Raw genomic sequence first — 26,088 nt, 5'->3', positions numbered from 1 at the left:
TGCACAATCGCCAACGCCATCGCTCGATCCGGCGCAGATGCCGAAGCTGGATAATGGAGCTAGTTGGCGCCGCCTAATCAGCTGGGTTGGCTGCATGTCGGGCCTTTCCGTCTGAGACTTATGTCCCTTCTGCGCGTTCAGCGGCTACGGCGTGAAGGGGTAAGACGATGACGCGAGTCTATCGGTTGGTACTAGCATGGGTCATCGCCCTGCTCGGCGGGTTCTTCGCGGTGGCGGGGGGCGTCCTCGCATCCATCGGCGGCTCGCCCTATTACCTCGTCGTCGGCACTGTGATGGTGGCAAGCGGTGCGCTGCTCGGGCGGGGCAGCCCGCTGGGGCGCTGGCTATTCCTGGCAGTCTGGTTCGGGACGCTGGTCTGGGCGCTGTGGGAGGTCGGGCTCGACGGGCTGCAGCTGGTGCCGCGCGTGGTCGCGCCGACGGTGTTGCTGATCCTGGTGCTGCTGACCGGCTGGCGAGCTTGGGCCCGGCCATCGCGCGCGCACGCCGTGCTCGTGGTCGCGGCGGCGCTGGTCGTGGCAGGCCTGGCTGGGCTGACGCTGCGCGGTGAGGGCGTGGAAGCGCAGAGCGCGTCGGCCGCAACCCCCATCGCGCCGGCGCCGATCGGCGAGGCCGACAGCGACTGGCGCGATTATGGCGGCACCCTGTCAGGCCGGCGCTATTCGGCGCTCGCCGACATCACGCCGCAGAACGTCGGGCGACTGCAGCTGGCTTGGACGCAGCGCACCGGCGACTTGCCGATGCCGGCCGAGACGCAGGAGCACAAACGGGAATATCATTCCGAGGCGACGCCGATTCATATCGGCGACACGCTCTACACGTGTACGCCGCACTCCTTCGTCCAGGCGATCGACGCGACCACCGGCAAGACGAAGTGGAGCTGGCACGAGGACGCGCCCATCGCCGGCAACAACTACCTGGTCTGCCGTGGGGTCACCTATTTCGAGGCGCCGGCGGGAACGCCGTGCCCACGCCGCATCTTCGCGCCGACCTTCAACGCGCGGCTGGTGGCGCTCGACGCCGAGACTGGGCGGCCATGCCCAAGCTTCGCCCAGGGCGGGGCGATCGATCTGCGGACCAACATGGGGACGTCTAAACCGTCGGATCAGATCGGCACCACGCCGCCGGTCGTCGTCAACAACCGGCTGATCATCGGCGAGCGGATTATCGACAACGTCAATCGCGACATCCCGTCAGGCGTGGTGCGGGCCTATGATCCGGTTTCGGGCGCGCCCGTCTGGGCATGGGACGTCGGCCGCTCGCAGGACGCGATCGCGCCGTTGCCGGAGGGGCAGACCTACACGCGGGGCACGCCCAATGTCTGGGGCGCGATCACCGCCGACGCCGCCAACGGCCTCGTCTATCTCGGCACGGGTAATGCCTCGCCCGATTACTGGATCGGTTACCGCCGGTCGTTCGACGATCGCTTCGGCTCTTCTGTTGTCGCGCTCGACATCGCGACCGGCAAGCTGCGCTGGACGCGGCAGCTGGTCCACCGCGACATGTGGGACATGGACCTGCCAATCGGTCCGTCGCTGTTCGACTATCGCGCGCCAAACGGTCAGGTAGTCCCGGCACTGATTCAGACCACCAAGATGGGGCAGGTCTTCTTCCTGAACCGCCTGACCGGCGCACCGCTTGCCGCGATCGCCGAACGGCCGGTGCGGACCGACGGAGCCACCCCGGGCGTCCGGGTCTCACCGACACAGCCGTTCTCGACCGGCATGCCGAGCTTCACCCCGCCGGCACCGACCGAGGTCGCCACCTGGGGCGCGACGCCGATCGACCAGCTCTTCTGCCGGATCGACATCCGTCGCGCGCAGGGTACCGGCATCTACCAGCCGATGGGGCTGAAACCAATCATCGGCCACCCGGCCTTTGACGGCGTCACCGACTGGGGCGGCGCGGCAGTCGATCCGGTGCGCGGGGTGATGACCGTCAACACGATGGAGATGCCGTTCAAGCTGTGGCTGATGCGCCGCGACGATCCGCGGGTCGAGCCGATGATGAAGCAGAAACAGGGCGGCGAGAACGCCATGCAGGCGCAGCTGCAGACCCAGTATAACACCCCCTATGTCGCGGTGGTGAAGGCCTGGGTCGGCATCTTCGGCGCGCCCTGCGTTGCGCCGCCCTGGGGGCATCTGACTGCGGTCGATCTCGGCACGCGCAAGGTGGTGTGGCGCAAGGTGCTTGGGACAGCGCGCGATACAGGGCTGTTCGGATCGCACCTTGGCGTCCCGATCAAGACCGGCGTTCCCAATCTCGGTGGTTCGATCATCACAGCGGGCGGGCTCGCCTTCATCGGTGCGACGACGGATCAGTATCTGCGCGCCTTCGATCTCAACACGGGCGAGGTGGTGTGGAAAGCGCGGCTGCCGGCGGGAGCGCAGGCGACGCCGATGACCTATCGCGGGCGCGACGGGCGGCAATACGTCGTGATCACGGCGGGCGGACATGGCGCGTTGGGGACGCGCTACGGCGATTACACTTTGGCCTTTGCCCTGCCCAAGACCTGACCATCGAGCGCGAAACGCGAAACGCTGGACGCGCATCGGCGCATCCGGCGTCTCCCTACCGCCTTAATCGGAGAAAAGCCCATGTTGCGATCCTTCCTCATCGGTCTCGTCGCTGGCCAGCGCGGTATTACGCCGCTGGCGGTGATCGCTATCGCAACGCGGCGTGAAGAGGTAACGGCCGACCTGCCGCTCCAAAAGCTCATGCTGAATCCAGTAATAGCTGTCGGAGCCGCCGCCCTCGCGGCGGCCGAGATGGCGGGCGACAAGATGAAGACCGCACCCGACCGCACGGTGCCGATCGGTCTGGCCGTTCGCGGCATCACCGCCGCTTATGCCGGGGCCGCGCTCGCGGCACGTAACCGCCGGGTTCTTGGTGCCGCCATCGCAGTGGGAGCCGCGCTTGCCTCGTCCTACGCCGGGCTTGCCGCGCGTAAGTGGGGGATGCGACGCTTCGGCCAGACCGCGACCGGGTTCGTCGAGGATGCGGTAGTGTTTGGCAGCGGGCTCGCCGTCGCGAACCCGTCGCTGATCGCGAACCGTGTTCCCCGGTGACCTCAAGTGGTGATCCGCAGCGATCGCACAACCGGAAGGCGATGGCGGTCCGGCGCACATGATTGCCTTCCTCGCGACTATCAGCGGCGCCTGCGTTAAGGGCGGTGGCTCGTCACCATGTCAATGAGCATCGCTGTGTGCCCGAACAACTGCCGGCGTTGATGCTCGGAGCCCTTAAGCCGAGCACATGAACGAATGGCCGGCTCCGAGGAGAGTTCGGAACATGCTGAATGGCCGCCTCTGGGTCAAGGAACGCGGCGGTTCGGTCAGTGCTCGGCATCGAAATCACTTCCTGTTCCAGCGCGGCGCTGTAGCGGATTGCGGCAACGCCCCCCGGCATCGGTATTGACGAGAGCCGAGCACGTGAACCCATGACAGTGTGAACATCGCTGTTTCGGGACGATGGCAGGCGGCTTCGCGTTGATCGCGCTGATCGGCACCGCGGTGGGCCTTGCGACCGGCATGGGTGCGAACTGGCTGATGCGACGGCTCAAGGACAAACATCTCGAAATCGTCGTCTCGTTCCTCGCCGCCTTTGCCGCTTATCTGGTCGCCGAGCGGATCGAGGGATCGGGCGTTCTTGCCGCGGTCGCATGCGGAGGACTGATCGGTCGGGCGCAGGTAAAGCTCGCGGCCACCACGAGGCTCGAGGGCGCCAGCGCCTGGCAATTGGTCGAATTCGTGCTCGCCAGTCTGGTGTTCCTGTTGGTCGGACTGCAGCTGCATGGCATTCTGGCGCGCCTAACCAACTACAGCGGCTGGCAACTTGCGACCCTGGGGCTTGGCCTGTCGGCGACGCTGATCCTCTCGCGCTTCGTCTGGGTGTTCGCCACCTTCTATCCCACAACGGCAGTGGTCGCGGTGATCCGCGGCGGAAAATTCACGCCCTCGCTCAGCTATCCGACGATCATCGCCTGGACTGGGATGCGGGGTGTCGTGAGCCTGGCTGCGGCCCTCGCACTGCCAAGCGACTTCGAGTTTCGCGATCTGATCGTCTTCCTCGCCTTCTGCTCGATCCTGTCGACGCTGGTGCTGCAGGGGATCACGCTGAAATGGCTGATCCAGTGGTTCGACCTGCGCGAACCAGAGATCGAGCGCGCAAGTCCCGCGCTGGTCGAGGCCCGCGGGATCGTCGCCGCAGCCATCGCCGGTGTCGGTGCGCAGGGCAGCAAGACACGTGATGTCCTGGAACAGGTCAGACATTCGGAGGAAAAGGCCGCGCACGCCGGCCACGCTGTCGATCCGGAACGTCTGCGCAGCGTCATGGAGGACCGTCTAGCCGCGCTCGATGACGCCCGCGTTCGCCTCCGCGAGCACCGCGACGAGCTCGACGGCGAAACGCTGGCCACGCTCATCCGCGAACTTGACCTCGAGGAGGAGCAGGTCCGACTCGCGATGGGCGACTCCGCGCCAGCGAAGGCTTGAAAGTCGAAACAACCTGTCGGCTGGTCATGCTTATAACCGTGCAGATGGGGTCAGATTTCATGATCTCATCGCACCATGCAATGCGTTTCGCGATGTCGAGGATCGCTTGATCGCCGGTGAGGGCTTGCCTGAACGAATGTCCGAAGCCGGAAAGTGCATACCATGCACATGATATCCGTAGCTGGGTCCTACTCGCCGGCGATCGGCCTTGAGCGTCCATCGGGACCGACGCTGACCATCGTAAACAGAGCAGTGGCGGCGTGTCTTCGATCACCGGACAGCAAGTTTTCCGCCGATAAGGCGACTTCCACCCGGACCGAGCTGCGCCCGGTCATGCGGACCGCGGCGACGAGCTCGACCATTTCGCCCTCGCGGATCGGCGAGGTGAAGTCGATCCGATCGGACGCGGCCATGACGATGACGGCGCGCGCGTGCCGGGTGGCGGCGATGAAGGCAGCTTTGCCCATCATCTTCAGGGCGTCCCCACCGTACAGTGTGCCATAGTGATTGGTCTGTCCGGGAAAGACCATGTCGGCCAGGCGCAGTATTCCATGATCAATGTCCACCCTTGCCCCGATCTGCGGCAACGGCAGGCGGGTGTCCGGCCCCTTCTGCGCTACCAGCGTGAAGCGCCCCCGGGTGCACAGCCGCCGCTCGCCTGTTACCGGCGCTTCGGCCACTAACTCGACCTCGACATCGAGCGAGCTGCGACCGACCCGGACCACCTGACCGGTGACCTCCACCAGGTCACCGGCCCGCGCCGGTGCTGCGAAGTCGATCTTCTCGGATGCGGCGGTGACGAAGGGTGCACGACCGTGGCGCGAAGCGGCCAGAAACGCGACCTTGTCCATATGGGCCAGCGCGACGCCGCCGAACAGCGTGCCATGGTGATTGGTGTCGCCCGGAAACACCATGTCGATCAGTTGCACGGGGCCTCCGGACGCCTCTGTAACGACTGCCGCGCCAAGGTTTGCCTGTCCGGTCATGCCGCTGCCAACTCCTGACGGACCAGCGCCGCGCCCGCGCCTAATGCTTTCAGCTTCGCAGTCGCGACGTCGCGCGCCAGCGGCGCCATGCCGCAATTGGTGGCGGGGAGGAGCTTGTCCGCATCGACGAAGCGAAGCGCGTTCCGCAGCGTGGCGGCAACCTCCTCCGGCGTCTCCACGCAGTCAGTCGCCACGTCGATCGCGCCAACCATCACTTTCTTCCCGCGAACCAGCTCGATCAGCTCCATCGGCACGCGGGAGTTTTGACATTCGAGCGAGATGATATCGATGCTGGACGTCTGCAGGTTGGGGAAGGTCCGCTCGTACTGGCGCCATTCCGACCCGAGCGTCTTCTTCCACTCGGTGTTGGCCTTGATGCCATAGCCGTAGCAGATGTGGACCGCCGTCTCGGCCTTGAGCCCTTCCGCCGCTTTCTCCAGCGTGGCGATGCCCCAGTCGTTCGCCTCGTCGAAAAAGACGTTGAACGCCGGTTCGTCGAACTGGATGACGTCCACGCCGGCGGCTTCCAGCTCCCGCGCCTCCTGGTTCAGGATCAGCGCGAACTCCCAAGCCAGCTTCTCGCGGCTCCGGTAATGGGCGTCGTGAAGCGTGTCGATTATCGTCATGGGCCCGGGCAGCGTCCATTTGATCGGCAGGTCGGTCTGCGCGCGCAGGAACCGGGCGTCCTCCACAAAGACAGGCTTGGGCCGTGACACGGCGCCGATCACGGTCGGCACGCTGGCGTCGTAGCGGTTGCGGATGCGCACGGTCTCGCGCTTCTCGAAGTCGACCCCGCCGAGATGCTCCACGAAGGTCGTCACAAAGTGCCGGCGTGTCTGCTCGCCGTCGCCGACGATGGTGATCCCCGCTCGCCGCTGATCGTCCACGGCAAGGCGCAGCGCGTCCCGCTTGGCCGCGGCGAGCTCCTCGCCCTCCAGTCTCCACGGTGACCACAGCACCTCCGGCTGAGCGAGCCAGGAAGGCTTGGGCAGGCTGCCCGCGGTGGTCGTCGGCAACAATGTCTTCATGTCGGAATACCTTGCTTGGCGATCAGAGGGCGCAGCTCGCCGACCACTGTGCGAGCAGGGCGGCGTGCGGCTTGATGAAATGCTCTTCGGCGAAGCGGCCCTGTTCGACGGCCAGACGACTGCGCTCTTCGCGATCGTAGACGATGCGGGTCAGCGAGAAATCCTGAAAGGTCAGGCTGGGGCGGTAGTCCAAAGCCGCGACCGAATTCGCGTTGTAGATCTCCGGGCGGTAGATCTTTTGGAACGTCTCCATTGTGCTGACCGTGCTCGCGAGTTCCAGGTGCGTGTAATCGTCGGGCAGATCGCCGATGTGGTAGAATGCAAGCGGTGCCACGGCGTGGGGAGGCATGAAGTAGCGGACCGTCATCCCCATCTTGGCGAAGTAGGCGTCGGTCGGGGACGGCGCGCCGTTGCGATACTCGACGCCGAGGATTGGATGCGCGTTCGGGGTCCGGTGATAGACTTCCTTGCTCGAGACGCTGAGGCAGATCACCGGCGGCTTGGCGAAACTGTCGCGATACGCGGGCGAGCCCAGGAATCTCTTAAAGAGATTGCCGTGCAGGTCGCCGAAGCCGTCCGGCACGCCGGTTCCCGGATGCTGCCGGAGGTGGTCCGGCAGGACGACGCTGAAGTCATAGTCGCGGACGTAGGACGAGAAGTTGTTGCCGACCATCCCGGCGACGCGCTCGCCGCTGCGCTTGTCGACGATCGCGGTCTCCAGGATCTCGATCAGCGGGAAGTGTTCATCGCTCCGCGCCGCCATGACCAACGCGACGGAGACGATGAACAGTTCGACGGCGTAGCGATCCCCGGTCGGGTTGTCCCAGTGCATGAGCGAGTTGAAGCGGTTGTCGATCATCCTCAGCGTGTTGCGGAGGTTCTCCTGCCGGCGCTCACCACGGGCGAGATTGGCGAAATTAGTAGTCGCGCGCGTGCCGTCGGCCGGACGGTAATCCTCGTCGAAGCGAATGCGGCTGATCGAGAATGTAAAATCGTTGTCCGTCATGACTCACCTGCAATGGTAGGGCAGGGGAGTCGAGGGAACGCGCAGGCATCGGCGGGCCACGGCACCAGCCGCAGGCCTTCCTCCAAGCGCGATCCACCGGAGGAACCCCCGTCCGAGGAACGTATCGCGTCGGAGGCAGGTCTCCTGGCTCGCGGGTCGACACGTCGGCTCCGGCCTTCCCGAACCTGTTACGAGGTCCAGTGACACACGAGGGAGCCGCCGCTCACCGCTTACAGTTGCGGGGGCAGCGCCGGACTCCGCTCACGACGAGCGTCACCGGCTTCCCGTCTTAGCCCCATCGCCATGCCTGGGATGAGGAACCTCGACGCGCTGGTTCAACACCACGGCATGGACGCTGTCAACCATCATATAAAGATATCTTTATATGATCGATCGGCGGCTCCGGAGCTTGCGATTCTCGTCCTCGAGCTGCTTGACCCGCCGCAGCTCGCCGACGCCTAGCCCGCCATACACCTTCTTCCAGCGGTAGAACGTCTGCTCCGACACGCCCATCCGGCGGATGACCTCCGCCACCGGCGTGCCCGTCTCCGCCTGCTTCAGCGCAAAGGCGATCTGCTCTTCCGTGTACCTCGACTTCGTCATGTCCCAGCTCCTTGCCCGCGGGCTCGAAAGGGCCGGAAAACTCTCACTCAAGATGGATAAAAAAACAGGGAGGACGTCCAAGCCTCCCATCAGAAAGCCCTGCGCAGCAGCAAACCCGCACAGCGACCGTCATCGCCAGGCACGAAGCGCACGGTGCCCGCAAACGTCGCGCTCGCCAGAAAACTCGCGTAGGTCAGGCTCGCAATGGAAAGGCGTCCGCATCGCCGCGTTCCCGCCCGCGAGCAGGCTAACGGCGAGCAACGCTCAATTCGCGCAGCCCGGCTTCGATGAAGAGCTTGAGCGCGGATACGTGCAGGCGCTGGTGGTCGACACCGAGCTCCCGCGCATACATCAGGTTGGCGGAGATGGTCTCCATGATGACCAGTGCCAGATGCTCTGCCGTGACGGTCCTGCTCTCATGCAGCATCGGCGCGACGACGGGAGTCAGCGATCGCGCCTTGTGAATCTCGTCCGCCAGCGCGGCCGCGCGTAGTTCGGGATGCGAGCGCAGCGCCGCCCATACCGCCGCCGCACCAGGCCGTTCGTCGAGATATCGGGCCAGATCGTCAATGACCGCACTGGCCACCAACGGCGCCCGTGCAAGGTCGCTCAGGAGCCCGCCTGCTTCCTCCAGACGCGCCTCGATCAGGCGTTCGACATCGGCGAACTGGCGAAGCGCGAGGGCACGCATCATCGCCGCCGCAGACGGAAAATAGTGATAGACCGACGCGATGGGAATGCCTGTCCGCCGGCCGATCTCACGGACCGACAGCCCCTCCAGCCCGGTTTCCGCAACCATGATCTCGGCTGCGTCGAGGAGAAGTTGCTGGCGGTGCCGGCTCCGTTCCTGCTTGGGCGTCGAGCGAGGATCGAGCGCCGCGACGGGCGGTGGGGAATGGGACGCCAGAAATGCTCTCCTCGCCGGCGACACGTGCCTCGCTCAGGCGAAGGCGTCAACGCCGTAGCGCCCGGATCCGGCGATGGAGCGCGACAGCCAACGACGCGTGGTGGCTTCGTCCCGGTTGAGCGCCGCCGCAGCGATCGCGACCAGCGCGTGTTCCACCGCGGGCACCAGCGTGTCGGCGCTCCCGCAGACATAGAGATGCCCGCCTGCCGCCATCAACTCGACGATGTCGTCCCGATCGCGAAGCAGCGCATCCTGAACGTAGCGTGCGCCATATCCGTCGCAGCGTGAGAAGGCGTTGCGACGCTCGACGATCCCCTGTTCGCTCCAGGCGGTCAGTTCCGCATCATGGAGCAGATCCACCTCGGGATGACGGCAGCCGAAGAACAGCAGCGTGCGCCCGACCGCCTCGCCCGCCGCCTTGCGGGCGTGGCGTTCCTCGATGAACCCCCGGAAGGGCGCGATACCGCTGCCGGCGGCGATCATCACGATCGGGACACGCGGGTCGACGGGCAGGCGAAAGGCATCGGTGCCACTCACCAGCCGAACGTCGATCCTGTCCCCGGCCTCGCGCGTGGCGAGATAGTTCGAGGCAAGCCCACGATGGCGCCCGGGGCCCTCATGCGCCGGCGCATCGAGCACGGAGATGGTCAGCGAACAGCGCCGTGGATCGACCAGCGGCGATGAGGCGATCGAATAGCGGCGGGGCGCCATCGGCGACAGGACGCCGAGCAACGCGGCCAGATCGACCGTGCAGGACGGCAGCGCCTCCAGCAAGGTGACGATATCGCGGCGGGCGGCTATCACCTCCGTCTCATACGTCGGACCATTCAGCAGCGCCTCGAGCCGGCGTCGTTCCGGCGGGCACGACGTATGGCCTAGCAGCACTCCGATCTGCTCTCGCGTCACCGGTTTCTCCAGCTCGACCAGGCGGGCGAACAGCGTCTCCGCCGTCACGACATCGTTCTCGCCAATGGGCAGGACCGCCCCCCGGCCATCCTCCAGAACGACGCGGCTTTCCGCATCGAGGCCGAGGCGCTTCAGCGCGCGCCGCACCAGCTCGGGCGGGTTTCGCGGCATGACGGCCAGATGGTCGCCAGCGCGATACGCCACCCCCTCTGGCAGATCGAGGACGATCTCACGCTTCGCGCTCCGTCCGTCCTCGGCCCCGTCCGCCATCCGGGAATTGCGGATGCAGATCGCCGTTCCGAAATCGGGATACGCCGCGCCCGCGGCGGGCGGCAGCAGCCGGATCAGCGGAACGGCGGCTATTGCCGTCGGAGCCGCCTTGCCGAACCTTTGCCCCATCTCCGTCCACAGCGCCTCCATCCAGGCCGACGCCGCGCCGTTCAGGTCGCCCGCGGCGTCGCACGCGCCGCGTTCGATCATCCGCTCGGCTCCCGCCGCGGCCAGGGCGCGATCGATATGGATCGGCACCGCCTGATAGGTCCGCGCCCATTGACGATTGCCGCAACCGAGCACCGCGAACGGCACCGTGCTCAGGCTGGCCGGCGCCAGCGCGTCGAGCCAGGCGACGAATCGCCGGGCGTTGTCGGGCGGCTGTCCTTCGTAGGATGCAGTTACTACGACGACCGCCGCCTGTCCGGCCAGCGCATCGACCCCGGCGTCGAGCGATGCCGTCGTGACGGCATAGCCCGCCTGCGCGCCCTCCGCGGCGATACGCCGGGCGAAGGCGGCGCACGTGCCGGAATTCCCGCCGTGGAGCACCATCAGCGGCACGTCGGCCCCCTTCCCGGTCCCGTCCCCGGCATCCGGGGCTTCGGCCCCCGCCGCCGATGCCGCCGACACGGCCCGATCGGCCGCGGCCGGCAGGATCTGGTCGCGGCGCAGGCGCGGCCGCACCCGAATACGCAGCCCTTCCGGCTTCATGGTCAGCGTTTCGACCACCTTGAGCGCATAGTCGTCATCGGCAGCGATGATGTCGAAGCGCTGCAGCATCATCGCCAGCACCAGCTGCGCCTCCTGCATCGCGAAACCACGCCCGATGCACGCCCGCTGGCCGTTGCCGAACGGCTTCCATGCGTTGGGCGGCAGCGCGGCCGCCGCGCCGTCGGCGAAGCGTTCGGGACGAAAGGCCTCGGCATCGGAGCCCCAGACGGTCGGATCGCGATGCAGCGCCGGAAGGATGACCATCAGCTCGTCACCGGGCACCACCGGGTAGATGCCGCCCAGCGTCGTCGGTTCGTGTGGGGTGACCGCGAAGGCCGGTGCGGTCGGCCAGAGGCGGAGCGTTTCCATCAGGACCTGCTCGATGAACCGCATCCGGGCGAGATCGTCGATCGTCGGGGTCCGCGTGCCGAGCGTCGCATCCACGACCGCGCGGGCTTCCTCCAGCACCGCCGGATTCTTGAGCAATAGATGGACCGCGAACGACAGCAGCCCGCTCGTCGTCTCGTGGCCCGCGATCAGGAAGGTGACGAGCTGAAAGCGGATATTCTCGTCCGACAGCCGTTCCCCGGTTTGCGGGTTGGTGCCGATCAGCATCGTATCGAGCAGGTCGCCCCGCGTGCCGACCATGTCCTCCCGCCGACGCTGCGCCAGCAGGGTGTCGGCCAGTTCATGCATGACGGCGATGTCCCGCTCGAACCGGCGGCGGGTCGGGATCATCGCACGCGTGACGAAATCGGGCCGGCGTTCCTGCGCAGCGGCCTCCAGCAACGCGCCCACCATGCCGCCGATGAACGGGTGCATCTCGTCGCGGTAGAAGCTGTTGAACCGGAAATCGAAGGCACAAAGCGCCAGCGTATCGAGCGTCAGGCGGGTCATCGCATCGGCGACGTCGATCTCCGTGCCTTCCCCGAACCGGTCCCACCGGTCGAACATCTGGCCGGCGATGTCGAGCATCTTGCCGAGCATTTCCTGGATGCCGAGTGGGCCGAAGGCGGGCATCAGGATGCGGTGCGCGAGCGTCCAGTTCGGATCGTCGCCATCGGCGGTGAACAGGCCGTCGCCCACCGCCGGCCGAAGCCGGCGCAACGCATTGTGGACCAGCTTGCCGAACCGCCGCTCGTCGCACAATTCGTCGACCAGCGTCTGCCCCGTCACGATAATCATCCGCTGGTCGAGCATCTGCAGTTCGAAGACCGGGCCCTGCTTCATCGCGATGTCGGCCACGCTCTGGGTCGGCGCGTCGGCGTCGACCATCAGCAGATGGCCGAGCACGGGAATGGTTGGCGGCTTCGGAAATGACGACGACATGTCTCTCGCCCAGGCTGTGGTTGGCGACGGGCTCCATATCGAGCAATGCTCGACTTTTCAATCGAATCCCGTGGCTCCTTCGCGTTCGCCGAAGCGCCATCCGACGGTCCGGCGCGTCCTGACCAACCGATATGCCCAACACATAATATAGCTATTGCTACATTTGCTTTTTTCATGCTCTATCGATGTCGCGTGGTCCTACGGGCGATCCGAAGCCGCTCCGGTCGCGCTAGAAGAGGAGCATTGCCTTGAACAATTCGCTGAAGCAGCGGCTGGCCGGTGGCCGGGCCTGTTACAATGGCTGGTCGCTGATCCCGTCGCCGATCTGCATCGAAGGCTACGCCCAGCTCGGCTGGGACAGCCTGACGATCGATATGCAGCATGGCTGGTGGGATTATGCGACCGCGACCAGCGCCTTCATGGCGATGCAGGCCTATGGCGTGACGCCGATGGTGCGCGTTCCGTGGAACGAGCCCGGCGTGCTGGGCAAGGTGCTCGACGCCGGGGCGCAGGGCATCATCTGCCCGATGGTCAACACCGTCGCGGATGCGCAGGCGCTGGTGCGCGGCGCGCTTTATCCGCCGATCGGGCAGCGTTCGACCGGTCCGGTCCGCGGGCCGCTGAGCAATGCGGCACCCGGATACCAGGGCCGCGCCAACGACCAGCTGCTCCTCCTGCCGCAGATCGAGACCGGGGAGGCCGTCGACAATCTGGAAGCGATTCTCGACGTCGAAGGGATCAGCGGCGTCTATGTCGGCCCCAGCGATCTCGGCCTGTCGCTCGGCCTGCCGGCGGTGATGGATCAGGAGGAAGAGCGGATCCTGGCGATTTACGAGCGGGTCATCGCCGCCTGCGCGGCGCGCGGCAAGATCGCTTCGCTGCACAACACCAGCCCCGCCTATGCGGCGCGGATGGTCGCGATGGGCTATCATCTGGTCACGGTCGGCAGCGATCTCGGCTTCGTGCTGCATGGCGCGGGCGCGGCGCTGGCCGTCGCCCGCCAGACGCCGGAGACGGGCGCCCGGTCGGCCTATTGAACGTTCGTCCGGACACGCCGAAGAGCGCGTGTCCGGACCGTCGACGTCTGCCGGCCGATCGCGCTAGTCGATCGCGGCGATCAGCTCGATCTCGACCGTGATCTGTCCCGGCAGCGATCCCATGCCCACGGCCGATCGCGCATGACGCCCGTGCTCCCCGAAAAGGGAGACCAACAGGTCCGAGCAGCCGTTGATGACCAGCGGATGCGCCACGAAGTCGGGCGCCGCATTGACCATGCCGAGAATCTTGACAATGCGCCGCACCCGCGACAGCGAGCCGAGCTCCTGCCGCATGACGGACAGCAGGTTGAGCGTCGTGACCCGTGCATGCTCATAGGCCTGCTCGATCGAGACCTCCGCCCCGACCTTGCCATGATGGTAGCCGCCCGGGAAGACCGGTCCCTGCCCGGACACGAAGAGCAATTTCCCCTCCTGCACCGCGCCGACATAATTCGCGCTGGGCGGCGGCGGCGGGGGCATCTGCAATCCCAGCTCGGCCAGTCGCGCGGCGATGGCCGCATCGTCGAACGGCGACACGGCCGGTCCCGGTGCCCGGTCAGACATAGGCGGCCAGGGGCTGCAGCTCGGCGGAGTCGAGATATTCCTCGACGCGGGTGATCAGGCCGTCACGCACCGACACGACGAGACAGGCGGACAGGCGATAAGGCGTGCCGTCCGGCAGCGTCGCCTCCAGCAGATCCTGCTGGATGAAACCGTCGTCCGTCACCTGCCGCCGAAGGATCTTGAGCTTCTGGTCGGGCAGCAATCGTTTGAGCAGCGCGAAATTCCGGACGCACTCGTCGACGCTCTGGTCCTTGTAGTCGACATTGTGCCAGATCGTCGCATCGGGCGCATAATAGGCGCGTGCCGCCTCCGCATCGCCCGCTTCCACCGCCGCGAACAGGCCGTCGGCAAGCTTCAATACGTCCGTCGCATTCTGGGTCATCGTCGGTCAGGCTCCAGCATCCACGCATGTACCGCCACGCTGCCGGCACGCCCGTGAGGCTATTCGCCCATCAGGAATATAGCAATATCTATATTATACGGCATCGCTCGGAGGCGTCTCCACGAGCATCGACGCCACCGTGCTGAAGAGGACGTCATTGGCGATGCGGCCCTCCTCCAGCGCCATCTCGTCGACCATATAGCCGAACTCGCAGGATATCCGCATCCGGCACCAGACGATCTGCCGGTCGCTCGCGGGGTTGAGCCGCATATAGATGTCGCACAGCTGATCGGACAGCATGCGTTGCGACGCCAGCCGGATATGCGCCAGGCCCGGCAGCGCACGCAGCGCGCGCAGGATGGACAGCGATCCCGGCGTCGCCCCGGTCACCTCGGCTGCGATGCGAAACCACCGGGCGAGCGAAGCGACCCGCGCTTCCGTATCGCCGTCGATACCGCTGCCCGACAGCCAGGCGTGGAATGCGTCATTCTGCCGCTTGAGCAACCGGAGTGCCAGTTCCTCGAGAATATCGTACTTGTCGTAGAAATAATGGTAGAGCGCGGGCGGCGTGATCTCCGCCCGTCCGCAGACGTCGTTCGTCGACATCCGTTCGAATCCGACCTCGCCCAGTAGTTCCGCAGCGGAGGCGAGGATGCGATCGAACGTGTCGAGGCCACGTCCCGCGGTCGGCGGCTCCCGCTTGATGCGCGAGCGTTTCAGTTCGGTCGCCCAACCGCTCTCACCGAACGGGGCGCGCGATACCACACCGATCTCCTTCCGCACCTTGGAAATGGCCATCGATGTCCCGAATCGTCCCGATCAACCGGGCGACCGCGCCTTGCCGTCTGCCCGCGTAGGACGACTAGCGCACAAGGCGAGCGCGGCGCAAGTCCGGGCACAATGCATTGGCCTGTCGCCGATTATTCCGGTTGATGCATATAGTTTATGCTATATTATTTGTCGGGCGGCGACGGGCCGATGCGATGGGTGACGATCGATGAGCGAGCAAGACCGGGCCGAGGCGCCTCTCACGGACCTGGACAAGGGGGCACCCGGCGACGGGTCGGTCACGCCGCTTGCCGCGATCGGCGAGCGCGGCTTTAACATCCTGCGCGAAGATCTCCCGCTCCCGGTCGCCGTCATCCGGGATACGGCGCTGCGGCGCAACAGCGCTTGGATGCGGGACTTTCTGGCGCTGACCGGCACCGCCATCGCACCGCACGGCAAGACGACCATGGCACCGTTCATCTACGATCTGCAGATCGCCGACGGGGCGTGGGGGATCACCGTCTCCACGCCGCATCAAATCCGCGTCGCCCGCCATTTCGGGCATCGCCGCATCTTCGTCGCCAATCAGATCGTCGGGCGCGCGGCGATCGACCAGGTGTTCCGGGCGCTGGCGGAGGATGCCGATCTCGACCTCTATTGCATCGCCGATTCGGTCGAGAACGTCGCGCAGCTTGTGGCGGGCGGCGAACGGGCAGGCGCACGAAGGCCGATGGGGGTACTCGTCGAATTGGGGCTCGCCGGCGGACGCACCGGCTGCCGCACCCATGAGGAAGCGATGGCGGTGGCGCGCGCGATCGCCGCGTCGCCGCACCTGGCGCTGCGCGGCGTGGAGGGGTTCGAGGGCATCGTCTGGGGAGCGCCCGCCGACCAGCGGACCGCGATCGTCGAGACCTTCATGGATCGCATCGCCGCGGTCGCCGGCGCCTGCGATGCGGAGGGTCTGTTCGCGGACGGTACGGTGCTGCTGACGGCGGGGGGCACCGCCTATTTCGACATGGTCGCGGACGAGCTGAGTCGCGTGCGCATCGGTGCGCCGACGTGCATCCTGCTGCGCAGCGGCTGCTACATCACGCACGATTCGGTCGTATATGAAAAGTCGCTGGAACTGCTCGCCGGGCGCTCGCCGACGGCGGCTGGGCTGGGGCCGATGGAGCATGCGCTGGAGGTCTGGGCCTATGTCCAGTCGCGGCCCGAGCCGACTCGCATCATCGCGGCGCTCGGCAAGCGGGATGCCTCCTACGACGATCTGCCGGTGCCGCTGTCCTGGCATCGACCTGACGGCAGGGCCGGCACCGTCCCGGCGCCGATGCCGGCGGATCACCGCGTCGTCGCGCTCAACGACCAGCACGCCTTTCTCGACGTCCCGTCCGACTCGCCGCTCGCGGTCGGCGACATGGTGGCCTTCGGTATCTCGCACCCCTGCCTGACCTTCGACAAATGGCGCGTCCTCTATCGAACCGACGACGCCTATGACGTCATCGGGGCGATCCGCACCTATTTCTGACACGGGGACGGCCCGGATGACGCCTGAATGACGGTATCGCGCCGCGCCGCTTGCGAAGGGCGCCGACAGCGGGATAATGGCCGCTCGCCAGCGCATGAGACGACGAGCGGGGATTTTGTTTGAAGCGGGCTTCATCAGGGGATCGGACCGGGGATGGCACGGCGATGGCCATTGCTAGTACCCCGGCGCGCATCGTGCCCGTGCCGCCGACCGGCAAGAAGGCGGCCGCGACCTATGAACGGTTGATCGCGAGCGCGGGCGAGCTGCTCGGCGAGATCGGGTTCGAGAAGCTGACCACCAATGCGATCTGCAAGCGTGCGAAGCTGACCCCGCCCGCGCTGTACCGCTATTTCAAGGACAAGCACGAGATCGTCGAGGTGTTGGCGCTCCGCCTGCTGCAGCGGCAGAACGACGCCTTCGCGGTCTGGCTGCTCGAAAACCGCAGCGGCGTCCTGCTCGACAAGCCGGCGACGTCGATCGCCGACTGGTATCGCAAGGCCGCCGAGATCGTTGCGACCGAGCCGGGGGCGATGTGGACGATGCGCGCGCTCCGCGCCATGCCGATCCTCGCCCATATCCGTGTCGAATCGCAGCGCGAGACCACCGATCGGCTGATGGCGCTCTACAGCCATATCCTGCCGCAGATGGACCGCGAGCTGATGTGGTCGCGCATCCGCATATGGGTGGAGATCGGCTGGATCGTCGACGAACTGGCGATGGAGGAAGACCTGATCCCGCACGATCTCCTGTTTCACGAGGTCGCGCGGATCGTCGAGGCGCCGATCACGCGCCGCATGACCGATCCCGCGCCAGCGGACCGATCGGTGGCGGCGGATCGAACGACGCCGGCCGCCGCCGGCTGAACCGGGGCGGCCGTCACCTTATCCGAACGCGTCAGCCCTTCGCCGCGCGGCGGGCGTTCAGCGCCGCGACCCCTGCTTCGATGCCAGGATCGGCAAGCTTGCGAAGCATCTGCGCATTCGTTCCGATATTGCGAATCCAGCGTGCCCGGTCCTGCGGCATGAACACCTCGAGCTTCGCCTTCTCCATGGCGTCCACGATCACCTCGGCGACATATTGCGGCGTGACCGGCGAGGCCGCGAAGGCGAGTGCGGTATCATCGTTCTGCGCCTCCTGCTCCAGCATCGGCGTCTCGGTGGCGGTCGGATGGACGATGGTGAACTTGATCGGACCTTTTCGTTCCTCCATCCCCATCGCGTGGTGAAACGCGCGGAGTGCGTGCTTGGATGCCGAATAGCTGGCGAGGCCCGGCGAAGGGAGGAAGGCCGACATGCTGCATACGGTCACCAATTGCCCGTGGCCCTGCGCCAGCATGCGCGGAAAGACCGCCAGCATTCCCTTGAGGGGACCCATGAAATTGATGTCGATCGTCCGCTGATGGCCGGCATTGTCGACGCTGCGCGCATTGCCGGGATGGACCACGCCCGCATTGTTGATGAGAACGTCGAGGCCGTCGAACGTCTTCCAGACGGTGTCGAGCGCTTTCTCCCACTGCGCGGCGTTCGTGATGTCGAGCGGCAGCGCAAAGGATCCGCCACCCAGTTCGTCGGCGATCGCCTTCGCGCCGGCCAGATCGACGTCCGACACGGCGATGCGATGGCCTTTCCGCGCGGCCAGCCGGGCGGTCTCGGCACCGATTCCGCTGGCGCCGCCCGTGATGAGAATGGTCTTGGGCCTGATCTTCCTTGGCATCGTTAACTCCGGGTGATGACGATCGCGGATGCGATCGGTGACGAAAGGGGGGCAGACGTCCGGGACTTGACCCCGAACTGCCGCCCGGATGTCGGTGGTGCGGACACAATCGCCGTCGGCGTGCCGATCAGCCTTGCCGGGCGCTCTGACCGAAGATGTCGGCGCGGATGCCAGGAACCTCGACGTCGATCGCAATCAGACTGCCTTCGGCGCCATCATGGCTCATCGAGGTGAGATACAGCGTTCGCAGGTTCTCGCCCCCGAAACAGGGCATGGTCGGCCAGGGGACGGGCAATTCGATGCTTTCGACCAGCGTTCCGTCCGGCGCAAACCGATTGAGGCGTCCGGCCGATACGCCGGCGCTCCAATAATGTCCCTGCGCATCGACGGCCGCGCCGTCGGGATGGCCGATAGCGGCATTGAACGCCGTCAGGACGCGCGTGGCGGAAAAATCCCCGGTGGCCGGATCGAAGTCATAGACGTCGATCTCGGGCACGACGCTGTCGACGTGGTACATGAGGCGCCCGTCGGGGCTCCAGCCGAGGCCGTTCGACACGTGCAGGTCGGTTCGGATCGTCTTTACCGCACCATCGGGGGCGACGCGATAGAGCGCCGCGGTCGGCTGATAGGGCATATGTTCGAACATGGTGCCGATCCAGAACGCGCCGTCCGGGCCGACCCGCCCATCGTTGAGCCGGTTTTCGGGCCGATCCTCCTCGATCGCGCAAAGCCGGTCCCAGGTGCCATTGTCCGGATCGAAGAGATGGACGCCATCGCGCAATCCGGCGACCAGCCCCGCCGATCCGGCGAGCCCGATGCTCCCCACCGTCGACGGCGTCGCGAATTCGGTCAGGCCTTCGCCGTTCGGACCGCAGCGATAGATAGCCGGCCGGGCGATATCGATGAACCACAGCACGCCCGAGCGATGATCCCACACCGGGCTTTCGCCGACGCCGAGCGGTCGATCGACCAGCGTCCTGAACCTTTTCAACGTGCTCATCCTGCCGCCCCATCGTGATTGGGCGCCCATCGCTGCGCGCCCTCAGGTCCGATCAGCATTCGACAATCGGTATAATATAGCAAGAGCTATTTTTAACGCCCTTCCGTTGAGAGGCGTGGCGCGTGCCCGGTTGCGCCAGGCGTGAGCGAGCATGCCATCCTACCGCATAATTGGCCTTGCTCTATAGTCATTTCATGGCATCATCCGACGGAATCGTACAAATGGCGATTATAGCTGTTGCTATTTTCTTTGGTCGGTCTGCGCGATCGGATGGGGAGTGTGGATGGACGCGACGACTGATCTCCTGCCGCCAGTGGCAGCGTCCTCGATTTCGGCGTTCTGGAAGGGGCCGCGCGAACAGCCGCTGGGGATGGCGGCGCTGCTCGTTCTGGCTGTCGTCGGAATGGAGATCACGGGCGTTCAGCCGATCCTGCTCGGCGCCCTCGTGGCCGAAGGACGGCTGACCAACGCCCAGCTGGGGCTCGCCACCACCGCCGAGTTCTTCACGCTCGCGACCGTGCTGAGCCTCGCCGGCGCATTGTTGCGCCCGGTGCGCCTTCGCCTCATCGCCGCCATCGCCGCGATCGTCGTGATCGCCATGGACCTGCTGGTCTCGCGCTTGTCCGGAACATCGATCATCGTTGCGCGCGGAATGGCCGGCGTGGCCGAAGGGCTGCTGGTATGGATGCCGGCTTGCATGGTCGCGCGCGCGCCGAACGCCGCATTCTGGTCCGCCGCTTCCCTGACGCTGCAATGCACGACGCAATTGCTCTTCGCCGCGGTGCTGCCAGTGACGCTGATGGCGAGCCACGGTGCCGACGGCGGGTTCGCCGCGCTCGCCGCGCTGACCCTGGTCGCGCTCGCCATGACCCCGCTGCTACCCAATGCCTTCGCGCCGCTGACCGCGGATCACGCGACGCATCGTGCATCGCCGATCCCCGGTCCGGCGGGCATCGCGGCGCTGGCCGCGGTGTTCCTGATGGCGGCCTTCGCGATTGGGCTGTTCGCGTATTTCGGCCTGCTGGCGAGCGAATCGGGTCTGTCGCCCGCGACCCTCGGCATCGCCGTCTCGGCCGTTCTGGGCGCGGAGATCGCCGGCGGCATTGCTGCGACCCTGTGCGCGCGCCTGCGCTACTTTACCGCCCTCCTGATCTGCCTCGTCGCCTATGCCATCGTCATCGCCGCGCTGCATTTCCGCCTGGCGGCGACGCCGTTCATCCTGACCGGCGCGCTGTTCGGCTTCTTCCAGGTTTTCCTGATGCCGTTTCAACTCCCCCTCGTCATCGAGTCGGACCCGAGCCGCCGAGCCGCGATCGTCCTGCCCGGCGTTCAGCTGTTCGGCGCGGCGACCGGCCCGTTCATCTGCTCGTTCTTCGTTACGTCGAGCGATTCGCGCGGCGCCCTGACGGCATGCGTTATCTTCCTGGCAGTCGCGCTGGCGATCGTCGCCCCCCTTCACCTCGCGCACCGCCGTCGGCCCGCCCCGCGCGACGCGGCAGAAGGTGACGGTGGAGATATATATAGCTAGAGCTATCATATCCGCATTGCGTCACGAGGGGCGGATCGCCGGCACATATGCGGACTGCCACGTATCCATCGAGGCACGGGCGCTATCAAAAATGTCACACGGGACGATTCCCACTTGCGCTATCTATAGTTTTTATTAGCTTCCTTAAAAGTTCTAATCAGGGAGGCACTATGGCGCGGTCAGTCACATGGTTCGGATCCACCGGCAGCATCGCGCTGCTCGCCGGCATGTTCGCCGGCCCCGCCCTTGCTCAGGAGACGGCGCCTGCCGCCCCTGCGCCGGCGCAATCTACTCCCGACGATATCGTCGTCACCGCGCAGCGCCGCAGCGAACGGCTGCAAGACGTGCCGATCTCGATAAACGCCTTCTCGAGCGACAAGATCAACAAGCTCGACATCCGCTCGAGCGCCGACCTCGGCAACGTCACGCCCAACGTGAACATCGCCCTGTCGCAGGGGCCCGGGAGTCAGCCGACGATCACCGTGCGCGGGATCGGACTGAACGATAACAATACCAACAACGCCGGCCCGATCGCCATCTACGTCGACGACGCCTATCTCAGCTCACCGAGTTCGCAGAGCTTCGCGACCTTCGACCTGCAGCGGATCGAGGTGCTGAAGGGGCCGCAAGGCACGCTGTACGGCCGCAACACCAGCGGCGGCGCGATCAATTTCATCAGTGCGCGTCCGACCGAGAAGACCGAGGGTTATCTCGAGGCGTCCTACGGCTCGTTCGACACGGTGAAGGTGGAAGGCGCGATCGGTGGCCGGATCGCCGACGATCTGAACGGCCGGCTGTCATTCGTGAAGAATTATTCGCAGGGCTATTCCTACAACTTCCTGACCGATACGCATGAAAACGGGGCGAACGACTATGCGCTGCGCGGCCAGCTGCAATATCGTATCGCGCCGAATCTGACGGCGCTGCTGATCGTGAGCGGCGGCCAGGTTCGGACGCGCGCCGCCAAATACGGTCATCTTGGTGCCTTCGACCCGGCGTCGCTCGCCGCGGGGAACCCCACCGCTTGCCCGGTGGCGCAGGTCTACGCCAATCGTTGCGTCGATCTCTTCGGCTATACCCAGCCGAGCTTCTACAACGGATCGTACAATGTGGCTGGCAAGACGCGGATCGACAATTTCAACGCCATCTTCCGCCTCGACTATGAGGCAGGCTTTGCCGACCTCACCTCGATCACCTCGTTCCAATATACCAAGAAATTCGTTCCCGAAGACAGCGATTCGTCGCCCCGCCGGATCCTCGAAATCAGTTATGGATCAAGCAACAAGACGGTGACGCAGGAGTTGAAGGCATCCCATAAGGATGGCGATCTGCAATGGACGGCGGGCCTCTATTTCCTTCACGAATCGCTGCGCCAAGACCAGCCGCTCGGAAGCTTGCTCGATTACGATCAACTGTTCGGGGCGGGGGCGGGCGACGGGATCGCCAATATTCAGACGGATCGCAGCCATCAGCTCACCGACGCCTATGCCGCCTATACGCAGCTCGAATATGATCTGACGCCGAAGCTCAAACTGATCGGCGGCGGCCGCATCACGCATGAAAACCGGAGTTTTCAATATGCCGGGATGATCGCCTATCAGCAGGGCGGGATGGACCATTTCGGCACGCCGGTGTCGCTGCTGCCCGCCGGCGCCGTCATCCCGAAGCTGAACGACAGCAATTTTTCGTTCAAGCTGGGCGCGAACTATCATATCCGCCCCGGCGTCATGACCTATGCAACGGTCACCACCGGCTTCAAGAGCGGGGCCTATAACGGCGGTTTCCTCAGCGTCGATCCGATCCAGGCCGCCGCGCAGGTTATCCCGGTCAAGCCCGAGACCGATACCGCCTATGAGATCGGCCTGAAATCGAGCTTCCTTGACAACCGCGTAACGTTCAACATCGCCGGCTTCTATACGGATTACCGCAATCTCCAGACGTTCGCGCTAGTGCCGACGGCGAACGGGCCGGTCAATTCGCTGACCAGTGCTCGCAAGGTCCACAATATCGGCGCCGACGTCGAGTTGATCGTCCGACCGGTGGAGGGGCTGACCCTGACCAGCCAGTTTGGCCTGCTGAACGCCAAGATCGACGCGTTCGACGTCAAGGTGCCGGGGACGCCGAGCCTGGCCGGCAACCAGCTCTCCTATTCGCCGCATTTCTCGACCTTCCTCCAGGCCGATTACACGTTCCCGGCGGGGCCGGGCGCGATCGATCTGCAGGCGACGGGCAGCTACAAGAGCCATCAATATTACGACAGCACTAACGATCCCTACAGTGCACAGCCCGCATATTGGCTGGTCGGCGCCCGCGCGGGCTATACCATCGGCCGCTACGATATTGCCGTGTTCGCGAAGAACCTGACGAAGACGCGATATTCGACCTATACGTTCAACGCGATATCCCCGTTCGGGTTCGTGCAGCCGATGCAGGGCGCACCGCGGTTCATCGGCGGGGAAGTGCGCTACAAGTTCTAGGCGTCCGTCCGATCGGTCACGAAAACCGCGCGAGTCGGACCGGGACCGGATTTTTGCGGGAGAGGCACGGAAATGACCCAGTTCGGGGACTATCAGACGCGGATCTATCTCGCCGGCCTGTCGGGCGTGATGCCCGCTCTGCCGGTCGATTTCGCCACGCTGGAAGCGCGGGCGGCCGCGGCACTTCCGCCGTCGGTATTGTCCTATGTCCAGGGCGGCTGCGGCGACGAGCATACGCAGGACGACAATGTCGCAGCGTTCGGGCGCTGGGGGATGGTGCCGCGCATGCTGGTCGATACGGCGAAGCGCGACCTGTCGGTGACGCTGTTCGGTGCCGATCTACCCTCGCCCCTCTTCATGGCGCCGATCGGCGTCACCGGGCTGATGACGCAGGATGGCCACGGCGACCTGGCGGCGGCGCGGGCGGCGGCGGAAACCGGCGTGCCGCTGTGCGCCTCCACGCTCGCCAGCGATCCGCTGGAGGACGTGCGCGCCGCGTGCGGGGATACGCCGGCCTTCTTCCAGCTCTATACCCCACGCGACCGCGGGCTGGCCGAAAGCCTGATCGCGCGGGCGGAAGCGGCGGGCTATGCGGCGATCGTCGTCACCCTCGACACCTGGGTGACGGGCTGGCGACCACGCGACCTGAACGCGTCCAATTTCCCGCAGCTCCGTGGGCATGTCCTCACCAATTACCTGGTCGATCCGCGCTTTCGCGCGATGCTCGGCCATCCACCCGAACAGGACATGCGCGCCGCCGTTGGCCTGTGGGCCGGCACCTTCGGCAAGGTGCTGGTCTGGGAGGATATCGCTTGGCTCCGATCGGTGACCCGTCTGCCGATCGTGCTGAAGGGCATCTGCCACCCCGACGATGCGCGTCGCGCAATCGACGAGGGGGCGGACGCGGTCTATTGCTCCAATCACGGCGGGCGGCAGGCCAATGGCGGCATCGCCGCGATCGACATGCTGCCCGGCGTGGTCGCGTCGGTCGACGGCCGCGTGCCGGTGCTGTTCGATTCCGGCATCCGGTCGGGCACCGATATCGTCAAGGCGCTGGCGCTCGGCGCGACGGCGGTGGGGGTGGGGCGGCCGTACAGCTATGGCCTGGCCCTCGGCGGCGCGGCCGGATGCGCGCACGTGCTGCGCTGCCTGCTGGCGGAGGCGGACCTGCTGATGGCGGTCAACGGCCTGCCGACGCTGGCGGACGTGCGCGCGGCTGGCGCCGTGCCACGCTGAATCCCACCCGATCCGGATTTCTTGGAGACAATGATGCGACGTTATAGCAGGCATTTCATCGGTGGAGCCTGGCGGGAATCGAATGGGCGCGATACCTATTCCGTCATCAATCCGGCGAGCGAGGTTCCGGTCGCGGTTCTGACGCTGGGCAACGGAGCCGATGTGGACGCGGCCGTCGATGCCGCGCGCGGCGCGTTTCCGGCCTATGCCGCCACGACCGTCGCGGAGCGCATCCTTCTGCTCAAGCGGATCATGGCCGAATATCAGGCGCGCGCCAGCGATCTCGCGGCCGCCGTCAGCGAAGAGATGGGCGCGCCGATCTCCTTTGCGCAAGCCGCCCAGGTTCCGGCCGGGCTGGGACAGTTTGCGGGTACGCTGGATGCGTTGCGTGCATTCGTCTTCGAGGAAACCGTTGCGGGGGCGCTCGTTCTCCACGAACCGATCGGCGTCGTCGGTATGATCACGCCGTGGAACTGGCCGCTGAATCAGATTTGCGCCAAAGTCGCGGCCGCTCTAGCTGCCGGCAACACGATGATCCTCAAGCCGTCGGAAGAGGCGCCCGGCTGCGCTGTGGTCCTGGCGGAAATTCTGGAAGGTGCCGGCGTTCCGGTCGGCGTGTTCAATCTCGTCAACGGCGATGGCGCGGGCGTCGGAGCAGCGATCGCCGCGCACCCCGGGATCGACATGGTCAGCTTCACCGGTTCGACCCGCGCCGGTATCCTGGTGGCGCGGTCGGCGGCGGTGACGGTCAAGCGCGTCCATCAGGAATTGGGCGGCAAGGGCGCCAATCTCGTCCTGCCGGGCGCCGATATGACACGGGTATTGCCGGCCACCCTGCAGGGGGTGCTTGCCAATAGCGGGCAGAGCTGCATCGCGCCGACCCGGCTGCTGGTGCAGGAAGGCGACAGCCAGGCCGCGATCGCGGTCGCCGCGCAGATCTTCTCCGCTACGCCCGTCGGCGCGTCCGACGAGGCGGGGATGCATATCGGCCCGGTGGTGAATGCCAACCAGTATGACAAGATCCAGGAACTGATCCGGTCGGCGCTGGCCGACGGGGCGCGGCTCGTCGTCGGCGGCCTCGGGCGTCCCGATGGATTCGACCGCGGCTATTACGTGCAGCCGACGTTGCTGGCCGATGTGACCCCGGCGATGCGGATTTTTCGCGAAGAGGTCTTCGGGCCGGTCGCGACCGTCACGACCTATGGTGATCTGGACGAAGCGATCATGCTGGCCAATGATACGGTCTTCGGCCTGTCTTCGGCGATCTCGGGCGATCCGAAAGCCGCCATGCCGGTGGCACGACGCATCCGCGCGGGGATGGTGACGATCAACAGCTGGGCAACGGTGGGCCCGACACCGTTCGGCGGCTTCGGCCAGTCGGGCAACGGCCGCGAGGGCGGGCGATTCGGCATCGCCGACTTCACGGAAATCAAGGTCGTCGCCGGCGACGTATAGAATTCGGGGCATCCCGAATTGCACCCTCTGGCCTGCTGGCCAACCGATCGGCGATCCATTCGGATCTGCGCGGCTGTACGGAGCAGAACACGTCGGGATGGCTTGCTAGTCTAACCAACGTTTCAGCGAACACACGGCCGACGACG

20 protein-coding genes, 1 pseudogene and 1 riboswitch are annotated in these 26,088 nt (G+C 65.8%); of the genes and pseudogenes, 10 read left to right on the top strand and 11 right to left on the bottom strand.

What is annotated here, in order from left to right; genetic code table 11:
- The first annotated feature begins 167 nt into the window (after positions 1 to 167).
- From M9979_RS03945 to M9979_RS03935, 3 genes are all read left to right on the top strand, one after another.
- Positions 168 to 2,534, top strand: coding sequence for a membrane-bound PQQ-dependent dehydrogenase, glucose/quinate/shikimate family (locus M9979_RS03945; protein ID WP_254288035.1), 2,367 nt, complete (start codon positions 168 to 170; stop codon positions 2,532 to 2,534).
- Positions 2,535 to 2,615: 81 nt separating this feature from the next.
- Complete coding sequence (locus M9979_RS03940) at positions 2,616 to 3,086, top strand: DUF4126 domain-containing protein (RefSeq protein ID WP_254288034.1); 471 nt, start codon at positions 2,616 to 2,618, stop codon at positions 3,084 to 3,086.
- 402 nt (positions 3,087 to 3,488) lie between these two features.
- Positions 3,489 to 4,511, top strand: coding sequence for a cation:proton antiporter (locus tag M9979_RS03935; RefSeq protein WP_254288033.1), 1,023 nt, complete (start codon positions 3,489 to 3,491; stop codon positions 4,509 to 4,511).
- Positions 4,512 to 4,699: 188 nt separating this feature from the next.
- Here M9979_RS03935 and M9979_RS03930 read toward each other — a convergent pair whose 3' ends face one another.
- The 6 genes and pseudogenes from M9979_RS03930 to M9979_RS03905 form a co-directional block, all read right to left on the bottom strand.
- Entirely contained in the window at positions 4,700 to 5,440 is a 741-nt protein-coding gene (locus M9979_RS03930) for an acyl-CoA thioesterase (RefSeq protein WP_254288032.1), read from the bottom strand.
- 53 nt (positions 5,441 to 5,493) lie between these two features.
- Positions 5,494 to 6,525, bottom strand: coding sequence for a methionine synthase (locus M9979_RS03925; protein WP_254288031.1), 1,032 nt, complete (start codon positions 6,523 to 6,525; stop codon positions 5,494 to 5,496).
- A 22-nt stretch (positions 6,526 to 6,547) separates the two neighbouring features.
- Positions 6,548 to 7,531, bottom strand: coding sequence for a DUF1852 domain-containing protein (locus M9979_RS03920; RefSeq protein WP_254288030.1), 984 nt, complete (start codon positions 7,529 to 7,531; stop codon positions 6,548 to 6,550).
- Between the two features lie 117 nt (positions 7,532 to 7,648).
- A riboswitch (cobalamin riboswitch) is annotated at positions 7,649 to 7,870 on the bottom strand.
- Positions 7,871 to 7,933: 63 nt separating this feature from the next.
- A pseudogene (locus tag M9979_RS03915) lies at positions 7,934 to 8,134 on the bottom strand (transposase); the annotation flags it as partial.
- Between the two features lie 247 nt (positions 8,135 to 8,381).
- The gene (locus tag M9979_RS03910) at positions 8,382 to 9,065 is read right to left on the bottom strand and encodes a TetR/AcrR family transcriptional regulator (RefSeq protein ID WP_254288029.1); all 684 of its coding nucleotides are present in this window, start codon (positions 9,063 to 9,065) and stop codon (positions 8,382 to 8,384) included.
- Between the two features lie 9 nt (positions 9,066 to 9,074).
- A complete protein-coding gene (locus M9979_RS03905; RefSeq protein WP_254288028.1) occupies positions 9,075 to 12,257 on the bottom strand; it encodes a bifunctional cytochrome P450/NADPH--P450 reductase in 3,183 nt (1,060 codons plus the stop codon).
- Positions 12,258 to 12,505: 248 nt separating this feature from the next.
- Between M9979_RS03905 and M9979_RS03900 the strand changes: the two genes are divergently transcribed.
- A complete protein-coding gene (locus M9979_RS03900; protein WP_254288027.1) occupies positions 12,506 to 13,294 on the top strand; it encodes an HpcH/HpaI aldolase family protein in 789 nt (262 codons plus the stop codon).
- Between the two features lie 63 nt (positions 13,295 to 13,357).
- Here M9979_RS03900 and M9979_RS03895 read toward each other — a convergent pair whose 3' ends face one another.
- The 3 genes from M9979_RS03895 to M9979_RS03885 form a co-directional block, all read right to left on the bottom strand.
- The gene (locus M9979_RS03895) at positions 13,358 to 13,831 is read right to left on the bottom strand and encodes a RidA family protein (protein ID WP_254288026.1); all 474 of its coding nucleotides are present in this window, start codon (positions 13,829 to 13,831) and stop codon (positions 13,358 to 13,360) included.
- Between the two features lie 19 nt (positions 13,832 to 13,850).
- Positions 13,851 to 14,240: a nuclear transport factor 2 family protein gene (locus M9979_RS03890; protein ID WP_254288025.1), complete on the bottom strand. Its 390-nt coding sequence runs from the start codon at positions 14,238 to 14,240 to the stop codon at positions 13,851 to 13,853.
- A 93-nt stretch (positions 14,241 to 14,333) separates the two neighbouring features.
- Positions 14,334 to 15,005, bottom strand: coding sequence for a TetR/AcrR family transcriptional regulator (locus M9979_RS03885; protein WP_254288024.1), 672 nt, complete (start codon positions 15,003 to 15,005; stop codon positions 14,334 to 14,336).
- A 232-nt stretch (positions 15,006 to 15,237) separates the two neighbouring features.
- On the opposite strand from M9979_RS03885, the gene M9979_RS03880 reads away from it, so the two are divergent.
- Both M9979_RS03880 and M9979_RS03875 read left to right on the top strand, forming a co-directional pair.
- Positions 15,238 to 16,533 carry an alanine racemase gene (locus tag M9979_RS03880; protein WP_277998383.1) on the top strand — a complete coding sequence of 432 codons (1,296 nt, stop codon included), beginning with the start codon at positions 15,238 to 15,240 and terminating at the stop codon, positions 16,531 to 16,533.
- Positions 16,534 to 16,697: 164 nt separating this feature from the next.
- Complete coding sequence (locus tag M9979_RS03875) at positions 16,698 to 17,396, top strand: TetR/AcrR family transcriptional regulator (RefSeq protein ID WP_254288022.1); 699 nt, start codon at positions 16,698 to 16,700, stop codon at positions 17,394 to 17,396.
- 31 nt (positions 17,397 to 17,427) lie between these two features.
- On the opposite strand, the gene M9979_RS03870 is transcribed toward M9979_RS03875, so the two are convergent.
- Together M9979_RS03870 and M9979_RS03865 are read right to left on the bottom strand one after the other, a co-directional pair.
- Complete coding sequence (locus M9979_RS03870) at positions 17,428 to 18,441, bottom strand: SDR family oxidoreductase (protein WP_254288021.1); 1,014 nt, start codon at positions 18,439 to 18,441, stop codon at positions 17,428 to 17,430.
- Entirely contained in the window at positions 18,374 to 19,246 is an 873-nt protein-coding gene (locus M9979_RS03865; RefSeq protein WP_254288020.1) for an SMP-30/gluconolactonase/LRE family protein, read from the bottom strand. Before M9979_RS03865 ends, M9979_RS03870 begins: the two co-directional genes overlap by 68 nt.
- A 283-nt stretch (positions 19,247 to 19,529) precedes the next feature.
- Here M9979_RS03865 and M9979_RS03860 point away from each other — a divergent pair, with 283 nt between their 5' ends.
- The 4 genes from M9979_RS03860 to M9979_RS03845 all read left to right on the top strand — a co-directional run bounded on the left by M9979_RS03860 (position 19,530) and on the right by M9979_RS03845 (position 25,942).
- Positions 19,530 to 20,774 (top strand): MFS transporter, encoded by a 1,245-nt coding sequence (locus tag M9979_RS03860; protein ID WP_254288019.1) that lies wholly within the window; start codon positions 19,530 to 19,532, stop codon positions 20,772 to 20,774.
- A gap of 170 nt (positions 20,775 to 20,944) precedes the next feature.
- Complete coding sequence (locus M9979_RS03855) at positions 20,945 to 23,251, top strand: TonB-dependent receptor (RefSeq protein WP_254288018.1); 2,307 nt, start codon at positions 20,945 to 20,947, stop codon at positions 23,249 to 23,251.
- A 72-nt stretch (positions 23,252 to 23,323) separates the two neighbouring features.
- The gene (locus tag M9979_RS03850; protein WP_254288017.1) at positions 23,324 to 24,487 is read left to right on the top strand and encodes an alpha-hydroxy-acid oxidizing protein; all 1,164 of its coding nucleotides are present in this window, start codon (positions 23,324 to 23,326) and stop codon (positions 24,485 to 24,487) included.
- Positions 24,488 to 24,520: 33 nt separating this feature from the next.
- Positions 24,521 to 25,942 carry an aldehyde dehydrogenase family protein gene (locus M9979_RS03845; RefSeq protein ID WP_254288201.1) on the top strand — a complete coding sequence of 474 codons (1,422 nt, stop codon included), beginning with the start codon at positions 24,521 to 24,523 and terminating at the stop codon, positions 25,940 to 25,942.
- The last annotated feature ends 146 nt before the right edge of the window (positions 25,943 to 26,088 follow it).

Source organism: Sphingomonas liriopis (assembly GCF_024211255.1).
GTDB classification, from domain to species: Bacteria; Pseudomonadota; Alphaproteobacteria; order Sphingomonadales; family Sphingomonadaceae; genus Sphingomonas; species Sphingomonas liriopis.
This window is presented reverse-complemented; position numbering and strand designations above follow the sequence as displayed.

Excerpts from the sequence above, each read along its gene's own strand:
- M9979_RS03860 (WP_254288019.1), top strand. The coding sequence starts at position 19,530 with ATGGACGCGACGACTGATCTCCTGCCGCCAGTGGCAGCGTCCTCGATT.
- M9979_RS03890 (WP_254288025.1), bottom strand. The coding sequence starts at position 14,240 with ATGACCCAGAATGCGACGGACGTATTGAAGCTTGCCGACGGCCTGTTC.
- M9979_RS03850 (WP_254288017.1), top strand. The coding sequence starts at position 23,324 with ATGACCCAGTTCGGGGACTATCAGACGCGGATCTATCTCGCCGGCCTG.
- M9979_RS03940 (WP_254288034.1), top strand. The coding sequence starts at position 2,616 with ATGTTGCGATCCTTCCTCATCGGTCTCGTCGCTGGCCAGCGCGGTATT.
- M9979_RS03855 (WP_254288018.1), top strand. The coding sequence starts at position 20,945 with ATGGCGCGGTCAGTCACATGGTTCGGATCCACCGGCAGCATCGCGCTG.
- M9979_RS03845 (WP_254288201.1), top strand. The coding sequence starts at position 24,521 with ATGCGACGTTATAGCAGGCATTTCATCGGTGGAGCCTGGCGGGAATCG.
- M9979_RS03880 (WP_277998383.1), top strand. The coding sequence starts at position 15,238 with ATGAGCGAGCAAGACCGGGCCGAGGCGCCTCTCACGGACCTGGACAAG.
- M9979_RS03945 (WP_254288035.1), top strand. The coding sequence starts at position 168 with ATGACGCGAGTCTATCGGTTGGTACTAGCATGGGTCATCGCCCTGCTC.
- M9979_RS03905 (WP_254288028.1), bottom strand. The coding sequence starts at position 12,257 with ATGTCGTCGTCATTTCCGAAGCCGCCAACCATTCCCGTGCTCGGCCAT.
- M9979_RS03920 (WP_254288030.1), bottom strand. The coding sequence starts at position 7,531 with ATGACGGACAACGATTTTACATTCTCGATCAGCCGCATTCGCTTCGAC.
- M9979_RS03925 (WP_254288031.1), bottom strand. The coding sequence starts at position 6,525 with ATGAAGACATTGTTGCCGACGACCACCGCGGGCAGCCTGCCCAAGCCT.
- M9979_RS03935 (WP_254288033.1), top strand. The coding sequence starts at position 3,489 with ATGGCAGGCGGCTTCGCGTTGATCGCGCTGATCGGCACCGCGGTGGGC.
- M9979_RS03865 (WP_254288020.1), bottom strand. The coding sequence starts at position 19,246 with ATGAGCACGTTGAAAAGGTTCAGGACGCTGGTCGATCGACCGCTCGGC.
- M9979_RS03875 (WP_254288022.1), top strand. The coding sequence starts at position 16,698 with ATGGCCATTGCTAGTACCCCGGCGCGCATCGTGCCCGTGCCGCCGACC.